Source organism: Desulfosporosinus nitroreducens (assembly GCF_023897015.1).
Lineage (GTDB): Bacteria > Bacillota > Desulfitobacteriia > Desulfitobacteriales > Desulfitobacteriaceae > Desulfosporosinus > Desulfosporosinus nitroreducens.
Genome location: NZ_JAMHFY010000002.1, coordinates 366,439 through 376,226 on the forward strand (window position 1 = coordinate 366,439; position 9,788 = coordinate 376,226).

At 40.9% G+C, this 9,788-nt stretch carries 9 protein-coding genes, 1 rRNA gene and 1 pseudogene; 1 reads left to right on the top strand and 10 read right to left on the bottom strand.

Annotation, left to right across the window (positions count from 1 at the left end):
• From M8E35_RS03960 to M8E35_RS03985, 7 genes are all read right to left on the bottom strand, one after another.
• Positions 1–786 carry a DUF3388 domain-containing protein gene (locus tag M8E35_RS03960; RefSeq protein WP_252467467.1) on the bottom strand — a complete coding sequence of 262 codons (786 nt, stop codon included), beginning with the start codon at positions 784–786 and terminating at the stop codon, positions 1–3.
• The gene (gene mnmH / locus M8E35_RS03965; protein WP_252467481.1) at positions 722–1,804 is read right to left on the bottom strand and encodes a tRNA 2-selenouridine(34) synthase MnmH; all 1,083 of its coding nucleotides are present in this window, start codon (positions 1,802–1,804) and stop codon (positions 722–724) included. The genes M8E35_RS03960 and mnmH overlap by 65 nt, the downstream gene beginning before the upstream one ends.
• A 67-nt stretch (positions 1,805–1,871) precedes the next feature.
• Entirely contained in the window at positions 1,872–4,256 is a 2,385-nt protein-coding gene (locus M8E35_RS03970; RefSeq protein ID WP_252467468.1) for a DNA translocase FtsK, read from the bottom strand.
• 262 nt (positions 4,257–4,518) lie between these two features.
• Positions 4,519–5,214: a ClpP family protease gene (locus tag M8E35_RS03975; RefSeq protein WP_252467469.1), complete on the bottom strand. Its 696-nt coding sequence runs from the start codon at positions 5,212–5,214 to the stop codon at positions 4,519–4,521.
• Positions 5,215–5,405: 191 nt separating this feature from the next.
• Positions 5,406–5,537: a thiamine pyrophosphate-dependent enzyme gene (locus tag M8E35_RS26425; protein WP_282433992.1), complete on the bottom strand. Its 132-nt coding sequence runs from the start codon at positions 5,535–5,537 to the stop codon at positions 5,406–5,408.
• Between the two features lie 100 nt (positions 5,538–5,637).
• Positions 5,638–6,297: a DUF6483 family protein gene (locus M8E35_RS03980; protein WP_252467470.1), complete on the bottom strand. Its 660-nt coding sequence runs from the start codon at positions 6,295–6,297 to the stop codon at positions 5,638–5,640.
• Between the two features lie 16 nt (positions 6,298–6,313).
• Positions 6,314–6,520, bottom strand: a complete 207-nt coding sequence (locus M8E35_RS03985; RefSeq protein ID WP_252467471.1) for a hypothetical protein — start codon at positions 6,518–6,520, stop codon at positions 6,314–6,316.
• Positions 6,521–6,828: 308 nt separating this feature from the next.
• Between M8E35_RS03985 and M8E35_RS03990 the strand changes: the two genes are divergently transcribed.
• The gene (locus M8E35_RS03990) at positions 6,829–8,253 is read left to right on the top strand and encodes a trypsin-like peptidase domain-containing protein (RefSeq protein WP_252467472.1); all 1,425 of its coding nucleotides are present in this window, start codon (positions 6,829–6,831) and stop codon (positions 8,251–8,253) included.
• Positions 8,254–8,508: 255 nt separating this feature from the next.
• On the opposite strand, the pseudogene M8E35_RS03995 reads toward M8E35_RS03990, so the two are convergent.
• The 3 genes and pseudogenes from M8E35_RS03995 to rrf form a co-directional block, all read right to left on the bottom strand.
• A pseudogene (locus M8E35_RS03995) lies at positions 8,509–9,299 on the bottom strand (DUF3102 domain-containing protein).
• A 72-nt stretch (positions 9,300–9,371) separates the two neighbouring features.
• On the bottom strand, positions 9,372–9,545 hold the full coding sequence (locus M8E35_RS26840) for a hypothetical protein (protein ID WP_373887416.1): 174 nt from the start codon (positions 9,543–9,545) through the stop codon (positions 9,372–9,374).
• Positions 9,546–9,713: 168 nt separating this feature from the next.
• Positions 9,714–9,788: ribosomal RNA gene (gene rrf / locus M8E35_RS27160) — 5S ribosomal RNA — on the bottom strand; the annotation flags it as partial.

The following is a 9,788-nucleotide window of genomic DNA, read 5'->3' on the forward strand; positions in this document are numbered from 1 at the left end:
TTAACTCATATCAAATGCCGTGAAACTCATAGCGATATCATCTAAACGAATCACATCTTCCTCATGATGGCGGATTTCAATGATAAAATCAAAATTTACTTTCAAACGTCCATCCCGAATAAATATATCCGGATGCTCGATAATCTTAAGAGTTGGCATTTTTAAGGTCTTCTCAATCAAGGACCAATGTGCATCATTTCCTCGCGTAGTGCTAGTGATACCATCAATTAGAAAGATACTATTCACAGACTCATCAAGTAATAACTCAGTACGTAACGCTTGACGAATTATAGTCGAGGACAATAAAATCCATCGTTTATTGGCATAGACACAGGCTGCAATAGCTGCTTCTGTTTTACCTATACGCGGCATGCCCCTTATTCCAATGACATGATTTCCGCCTTCCAATAAAGTATCTCCCAAAAAGTCAACCAGCACACCTAATTCTTCGCGAACAAAACGGTAAGTGGGTGGATTTATCTCTGCCATGTCCAAACGCTTGCCATGTCGCAACGCTATTCGATCCAGCAACGTTGGTTGCCGAAAAGCGGTCAACTTAATAGCCTCTACTGCATTTAACGCTTCATGTAATGCTTTTACTTTTTCCTCTGAATGAGTCTCCAAAAGAAGCCCTCGCCTCTTCTGTTCAATCCCTGCAACTGTAAGTATATTAAGACCCAGCATTCCAATCAGTGTTGTCACAGCGCCAAGCAAACCCGGTTTATTTTGCTGAATATCGTACTCCAAGTATAGGAGATTTTCTGCCTTGTTGGGCCACCTTCTCATCAAGATAGCACTCCAACTCCCTTAACGCCTTCTCAGGCTTTTCATAATTAATATAAAACGCGTACTTTGAACTTGGTTCATTCGGATAAGCATAAAGTTTATCGTAGTACTCCACAAGTAATAGCTCTGTAAATTTTTCCAAGTTGTTAGCTTCTAAGAAAGTCCGTAATTCTTGAACCTTGGCATGGCCCAACGTTTTTATCAGCCTCTCCAAGGCTGTGCCTATCTCCTCAAGAGCATTAGGTACAGAAGTATATTCTTTGATCAGACGTTGAACCCGATTTCCTAAGGAATCATAATGAAGAATCTGGATACCCTCTTGCATTGCTGTATAGAGACAAGCGGGCAAAGTAACTCTTCCGATCCGCTTACTTTCGCACTCTACAATAATATAAGGAAATTCTCTTAATGTTGCAAGTTCCTCATACAATAAACCTTCAAATTTTTTTTGGGAGGGCGGATTTCCTAAGCCCATGGCACCAAAAACAGATCCGCGATTATTAGCGAGTTTCTCCAGGTCAATTGCGGGGTACCCCTCAGCTCGCAAATGTCCCAACAGTTCAGTTTTCCCAACCCCAGTATTTCCACGGAGTACTACCACCTGAAATGGAAGTTTCTCTTGAAAAAACTCAACTACTTGATTGCGATATGCTTTATACCCGCCTTGTAAACGATAAATAGGAATACCCATTAACTCTGCTACCGTCGCCAAAGACTTGCTTCGCATACCGCCTCTCCAACAAAAGAGAACCAGTGGGCCTTTTTTCGCAAGCTCTCCGACTTTGTTAACTAAATCAGGGAGTTTCGGACTAATTATACTTAAACCAAGCTCCCGAGCTAAACTCTGGGAAGTCCGAGTGTATGTTGTACCTATTTCAGCACGTTCTTGGTTGTTAAAGAGAGGAAGATTCAAAGCACCTGGAATCGTGGCTTCCTCAAATTCTCCCTCAGAACGCACATCAATAAGAATCGGTTTATCTAAATTTTTTAGTTCTTCAACATTGATCTCCCTAATCATCATTAATTCCTTCCAGTTCGGCAATTTAATCTTATCTTATCATAAATCCTTCGGAAGAATTATGCAACTAGTGTGCAACTTCATCTAAGCATTGACCATATTTAAGCTCAAACTGCCCTCTTGTCATTAGCACCTCTCGAGGTTTAGAGCCTTCGTATCCTCCGACAACTCCCTTACCCTCTAGAAAATCCATCAAGCGGGCTGCCCGCGTATACCCGATGCGTAAGCGGCGTTGTAAAAGAGAAACAGACGCTGATCCGCTTTCTATGAAAAGCTGTGCAGCCTGGTAAAAGAGTTCATCTTCCATCTCTTCCTTCTTAATATCTCCAATATCAAGGTTAGGTATTTCTTGGTACTCAGGTTTGGCCTGATTTTGCAGGAACGAAACCACGTTCTCCACTTCTTTATCACCTAAATAACATCCCTGAACACGGAGTGGCTTACTCGTACCCATGGGATAATAAAGCATGTCCCCACGACCTAAAAGTTTCTCGGCACCATTCATATCCAAAATAGTCCTTGAATCTGTCTGGGAGGAAACCGCAAAAGCGATACGAGAAGGAATGTTGGCTTTTATTAGACCTGTGATTACATCGACCGAAGGGCGTTGAGTAGCTACGATTAGGTGAATTCCCGCAGCACGGGCCATTTGAGCTAAGCGACAAATCGCATCCTCGACTTCCCCCGGCGCTACCATCATTAAATCGGCCAATTCATCGATAATCACTACAACATATGGTAATGGTGGATGCTCCTCGTTCTTATCCTGAGTGCGCAGAAAATTGTAACGGACAATGTCTCTCACTCCGGCAGCTGCAAATAATTCATAGCGAGTCTCCATTTCTGTTACAATCCACTTCAAGGCGCCTGCTGCCTTTCTTGGATCTGTCACGACGGGTGCTATCAAATGTGGAATCCCATTATAGTTCGCCAATTCAACCATTTTAGGATCCACTAACAAAAACTTCACTTCATCGGGACGGGCATTAAACAAGATACTATGAATCAGCGTGTTAATACATACAGATTTTCCAGAGCCCGTTGCTCCCGCAATGAGAAGGTGCGGCATTTTGGTCAAGTCTGCTATAACTGGAGTCCCCGTAATATCTTTGCCCAAACACAAGGCCAACTTACTCGTCGCTCCTTGATATTCGGGTGTTTCTAAAACTTCACGAAAGTGAACCATGGAGATTTCTTTGTTAGGCACCTCGATGCCTACCACAGATTTCCCGGGAATAGGAGCCTCAATACGTACATCAGCGGAGGCCAAACTTAAAGCGATATCATCAGCTAAATTTGTTATTTTACTCACTTTTACCCCTGGAGCAGGTTGGGCCTCATAACGCGTAATAGCGGGCCCTTGAGTGACTTGAGTTACTTTTATTTTTACTCCAAAACTGCCTAATGTTTCTTCAAGGATTTTTACATTATCGGCTAAGTCCTTATTAAGTCTAGGGTTTTTGATTTTTAAGGATTTATTTAACAACATGACTTGAGGAAGCTGGAAATTCCCATCTTCTCGAGTCTGACGAGAAACAGGTGTACTTGTTACTTTTCCAGGAGGCATAATTGTATTTTCGTTCGATTTACTGGTCATCTTTTCAAACCCTAACTGCCCTTTGGGGGGTACTTGAGGTACTTGAGGTGCTTGAGTCTCATCAGAAAGCTCATTATGATCTTCCAGGGTTTTAATAACTAGCGGTCGTTCAACTACATCCGGGTCAAGAGCTCGAGAGTTACTTTTAGCTGAAGCACTCTTTTTCGTTTGCATTTTTGCCTCTGCTTTTAAATCAGCCTGGGTTCCAGATCCCTTGTCCAGTGATTCTTCAGCGTCAGAATTCTTGAGTACATCGATAAAATCACCCATTTGGTGTTTCATCCATTGACCGGATTCCTTTCCGACTTGTCCTACTTCTTGAACTCCTTGAACTAATGAGCGATTAGTAATCAGCAGAGCTCCCATAAAGGCAGCCATAGTTAGAACAACATAGCTTCCGGGAATACCTATGGTTGTTTTTAAGAGTATGGCAATTCCTGCCCCGATAAGTCCACCGCCATGCCCCACCATACCTTCATCAATCATTTCTGCTGTAGAAAATGCCTCTATCCCAGCAAGCTGTAGGTGGAGAATTCCAACAAAAACAAGCCAGAGAAGAATTACTCCCGCTGCTTTAAATCCTAAACGAGGGGTTTGTTTATTCATAAACGCAAGACCCCAGGCACCAACCAAAATAGGAATACTGACGCGGCCACTCCCTGCTAGCACAGTTAGAATATGTTTGATTTGGCCACCAATCACACCACTTTTGTCCGTAAAGATCGTGACCAACCCCAAGCATGCCATCCCAACAATAAAAACCCCGATTACTTCATTGCGTATCGTCTCTTTTAAAGTGCTTACTTGCATATTCACGCGTTTATTAACGGTGCGGCGTTTTTTTGCCCTCGCCACAGAACCAATCCTCCAAACATAATATAATTTTGATCATTCACTTAATAAGAATTTTCTTTGTTAAGAGTTCGCTTATTAATTACTCTCACTCTATTTAATTCCACACGGGAGGGAATATTCCTGTTTTGTTCCCAGATACATTAAAGAAAACTTGGCTTGCGCCAAGCTTTCACGCCTTGTCCCTGTCTCAAACAAAACGTTCGAGATTAGTACGCTGCCACATAAAAAAGCAGCTTTCGCTGCTTTTCAAGGTAATATCACTTCACTCTTCAGATTTCGAAGGTATTAAACTATTTAGTTCTTTGAAAGCTTCCTTAACTCCTCCAACTGCTTGAATTAATCCAGCGTCAACCGCTTCTTGTCCAATCAGGATAGTTCCAATATCTTGAGCTAATTCTCCCGCAGTGAACATTAACTTTTCTAATTTTTCAGAGGTGATTTGTGAATGGGAGTAAATGAATTGATTAATTCGTTCTTGCATTTTTCGCAAATAATCAAACTGTTGATGTCCATTAATTACTAAACCAGTATAACGAATCGGGTGAACAGTCATAGTCCCTGTGGGTGCTATGAAGCTTTTTGTACAACTGACCGCAATAGGAATTCCAATACTGTGCCCACCGCCAAGAACCAATGACACAGAGGGCTTACTTAAACTGCTGAGCATTTCAGAGATCGCTAAACCTGCTTCCACATCGCCGCCAGCAGTGTTTAAAATGACAAGTATCCCCTCGATGTTCTGGTTTTGCTCAACCGCTAACAGTTGCGGAATGATATGTTCATATTTTGTCGTCTTAGACTGGGCAGGCAGGATTTGATGTCCCTCGATTTGCCCGATGATCGGTAAACAATAAATTCGTTCTGATACACCCGGAATTTGAATCTGACCTAATTCCTTTAAATTCGATAAAGGAGCATTTTTATCTTCTTCAGGTGAAGCCGTTTCATTAGAAAGCACCCATGAAACCCCCTTTTCTAAGTCAAGAACCCATCTAACCGTCCAATGCCTAATTATAATGGCAATAGCTAACTAATTTGAGAGGTTCCTCTTTATTATGGAGGTTTATTCCTAAAAACATACGTTTTGTGTCAAAGACCAAATAATACGACTGAAAAAGGGACAGAAAATCAGACACCAATAGAACATCCTTATCTTGGAGGACCGATTTCCGGATCAGTAACTACATTGACACAGGCAGGCTTACCAGAAGCTAAAGCTCTGTCTATGGCGCTTCCCACATCTTCAGGGTTCGTCACAAATTCGCCATAGCCCCCAAGCACTTGAACTACCTTCTCGTAGTGTACTTCTTCCCCTTATGGTAACAGTTTATCATTTTAACTGTCTACCAAAAGGGGGAGCATATCATATTAACGAAGATTTTTATGTTTGATTGTTCAGCAAATGCTGATAAACTTCCAGACCCTCGATTACTTCATCCAATGGCAGATTCCCCCCCTCTAAATCCATGAGTGTCTTACCTTTTAACCTATTGTAAAAGGCAAATCCTTCATTAATTATTATTTCATCTTTTTCGTTGGCCGTTATCATCTTGAAGAGTACATCTTCAGCCTTGTCGTACTGACCAATAAATTCATAATACTGAAACAGCAGCTGATTACTTTCTCTAGGTATCTTATAAGGTTTTATGAGATCAATGATTTCATTGATTGTTTGATAACTGTTCTGTACATGTAAACTTTGAGCTAAATTTAACTCAATAAATATATTTAAGCTTTTGAGGTATAAGGCAAAACTTCGAACTGAATCATCTTTAGAAACATCCGCTTTCAGCTTCAGCATCTCGGCAAGTGCGAAACACTTTTCGGTATTAGTTTCTTTACCGCCGCTAATAATACTGATCAAATCTTTATGTGAAAGTTTGAGTAATGTCCCTTCACTCATTCCAGTTAAATCATAAAGTGCTTCATTAACCATCTGGTGACACTCATCAATTTTAGATTTTGATTTGGACCCAAGAAGTGTTGCTATTGCCATTGTTAATTGCTCAATCATTTTCATAATATAATCCTTTTGATACATATATCCTCCTTAGCCATTAACCGTCATTTACTATTGCTTTATCAAATATCTTCACTAGTTCTTCACTATAAGACTCTAGGTCTACTATAGCCGTAATGTTCGGGTTAGCCTCAAACATATACTCCCCGATAGCTCCATTTATGGCACCGGCCATCACATGAACATTGAACTGGCGAAATTCCACCTTTGATTTGCCCATCGCGCAGTATCTGTTTAAGTTCAAGTATAACCGGTTCCTCTTCGTCATCGCTCAACTTATAGTAGGGAACATTTTCCGGCGTCCGAGCATTAAATACAATTTCCAGCAATGCAATGTTATGTTTAGAATGGGTGCCTTGATAGGCAAGACTGGCTGTAATGTATGCGTGCAACTTTTCTCGGGCAGTATTTTCAGCTTTGGTTCTTTCTAACACATACGATGTAGAGCTTGATAATTTTCCGAATAAATCTATAACTCTTTTAAATTAAACCTATGCACAGATTCTATAATCACTTATAATCAAAGTAAATTTTATTTATTGGAGAATTAAAATGATAGTGAGTACTAAACCTTTAAAAACTATACTTAAAGAAACAAATAACCCTCTCGAAGACTTTAGTCAAGTAAATGAAAATTACAATAATAACGTTTATATAAAAGAAGTTATTCTTGTAAGATATATTGGCATAAATACTTCCATAGAGACGTACATTGAAAACATTCTAAACATTGACCGTTATTTTTCATCAAGAATGTCAACCTCCCCCTACTTGAGATTACATCGGCTTGAGATATTATCAAATATTAATGACATTAAAAAACTGTCAATTGTTTGGGATAATTGGGAAACTATGATTAACAATTCCTTTTATTCTCATTCACTTAATGACGCATTTCTATGCACTCCACTAGAAAATGATACTCTTGAATGGACAAAGAAACTCGCCTTTAGGGAAATTCTTTTACTGTATCTAGAAACACATCCCAATTCCAATCAAACTTTATTTAAAAATTTTGCTATAAAATTTATGAATTGGATAGAAATCTATTTACCGAAGCTTTTTTATCCCAAAATCACTACTGGTATATCCCCAAAAGTCCTTTTTATCGGAGATATTAAACATCACGAATTACTATTTTTATATTTTTTATCTCGACTAGGATGTGATATATGTTATATGAATCCTAAAGAGGATATCGTCTATTTATACCCTGAAATAGAAAAGTACTCAACTTTACATAAATGCAGCGCCCTTTATCCAGATAAATTTACGATACCTGATTTTTTACCTACACGGAATATAGAACATGCTTCCATCGTCTCAAGGGTGGAGACTGTTTCCCAAGCCACTATACCCAATACTGCACTACCTCTAAATCTGTCCAACACAAAAGAATATAGTTATGAAATGTTGGCGGGACTTTCAAACTCGGTTGTAATGATTAAAGTTTATGATAATCACAATGATAATAATACTTTAGGCTATGGCTCTGGTGTTGTCATTCACAGCAACGGATATATTTTAACTAATCTGCATGTAGTTACCGGTGGAACTCTCTTTTCAGTGATATTCGAAAATGATACCAATGAATATTTTACTAATGAGCTAATTAAATATCATCAGGGATATGACCTAGCTATTATTAGAGTAGATAGAAACTGTTCACCTCTCATTGTTAAAACTGATGGCGATTTGGTACGGGGCCAAAAAATTGTTGCCATTGGCAGCCCGTTAGGGTTATTTAATTCTGTTTCCGACGGTATTGTTTCAGGTTTCAGAGATATTAATGAGATACCTATGATACAGTTCACTGCTCCGATTTCCAATGGCAGTTCTGGCGGAGCACTGCTAGACATGTTTGGCAGGCTAGTTGGACTAATTACTGCAGGCTTTGATAAAGGACAAAATATAAACCTTGCAGTACCTTTCCACATAATAAATCAATTTGCAGTTAATTTCATTGAAGTAAACTAACAACGAAAGGCACAAATGCCTCCAGTGCATATCCTCTCCGAATATAGCTACCCAGCTGTGCCTCTGGCGAGACAACTGGTACACACCAGGGATTCGTCCATCCCGGTCCTCCGAGTTAATTGACGCTTACCTCATGGCAGCACCTATAACTTCAATCCCCGTACTTACGAGCAAAAAGCCCTCTAGCTGTTATATCGATATCAATCATTGCCGCAAACTCTCCTTCATCTAAAGGGATATCTCTTGCCCTTCGATTTACCACCTTTCATAGGTGGCGTAAGGTTTAACCGTCTTCATATTCGCCGTTGGAACAGGCGGCCACTCTTTGAGCCTTTCGACCATATATTCAGCAAGCCGGCTCGCGTCTTTACTGCATTTTTCTTTTACCGCCAGATCAAGTGTGGCCAGTTGGCCGAGGACTTCCAGCAGTTCCTGGAAGTCCTCGGCGATGGTTTGGCAGCAAGCGATTCATCTTTCTTCATATTTCGTGGTAAAGGTTTGGGAGGCTGCAGTTTTTGGCCCGTTTATTGGTTTGTCGGTTTTTTTGACAGTTCGATATTCTATTGTGATTTCCCCAGGATTATCGGACAGGGGCGTAACTTGAGCCTGCTCTTTCTCCGGAGGGGTTTGCTTCCGTTCTTTGCGAGCACGATCCAGCTCCCCGGTGGTCATATTCTTAACATCATGCTCCAGGATAAATTTCTCCCGCTCATCTTCCGGAATTCCCAGCAGGAGAAGAGCCTGCTAGTAGGTCAAATTCGCCAGTACTGGCGAATTTGACCTGCCGCCGTCATCGCTGGCAGCAAACAGTTTATCTCCATATTCTTCAAAGAGCTGCACCAGCCTGTTGGCTGTACGCTGGGAATAGCTCACCGATTCCACCAGCCATTTTCTCCATTCTCCATAGGAGAGCAGGGCCTTGGCCTCCTTCAGCGCTTACCGATCTCGATGGCATTGGTAAGCATGATTTTACAAGTCTGTTGTTTAATCCTATTAATCTCAGCCGCGATGACTAGCGGCGTACGTTCAGTGATGGGTTCCTTCATTTTGACTCCCGCCTTTTTAATAGCTTTAATGACACATACGTAGACGGGCTTCGGATGGTGAAGGCTCGGGTATCACTCCGGCGTAACCTCAGCAACAATCAAACTGCCAGCCAAGTCTGGTTTTAAGAGTCTCCAAGCCCTTATACTAGGGAGTAAAAAACCGCAATTGCTGGCAGTGTTGACGAAAAGCAGTACTTTTCCCTTATATTCAGGCATTGCAACCTCGTTTCCCTCATTTCCCAACAAAAAAACACTTCCTGGCGAAGGACGAGCCTTTCGCCACACTGCGACTTGTAACGCACTCTCCTGCAGTGTGAATCCCGAAGAAGGGAACCTGGTACTTTCGTTCTTTACAGTACAGTATTAAAAACACAGAAAAACTACCTCATTAAAGGTAGTTTTTCTGTGTTTTTTACCTGGCGATGACCTACTTTCCCAGGAGCTATGCTCCAAGTATCCTTGGCCCTGGAGGTCTTAACTTCCGTGTTC

Excerpts from the sequence above, each read along its gene's own strand:
- M8E35_RS03960 (WP_252467467.1), bottom strand. The coding sequence starts at position 786 with ATGAGAAGGTGGCCCAACAAGGCAGAAAATCTCCTATACTTGGAGTAC.
- mnmH (WP_252467481.1), bottom strand. The coding sequence starts at position 1,804 with ATGATTAGGGAGATCAATGTTGAAGAACTAAAAAATTTAGATAAACCG.
- M8E35_RS03980 (WP_252467470.1), bottom strand. The coding sequence starts at position 6,297 with ATGTATCAAAAGGATTATATTATGAAAATGATTGAGCAATTAACAATG.
- M8E35_RS03990 (WP_252467472.1), top strand. The coding sequence starts at position 6,829 with ATGATAGTGAGTACTAAACCTTTAAAAACTATACTTAAAGAAACAAAT.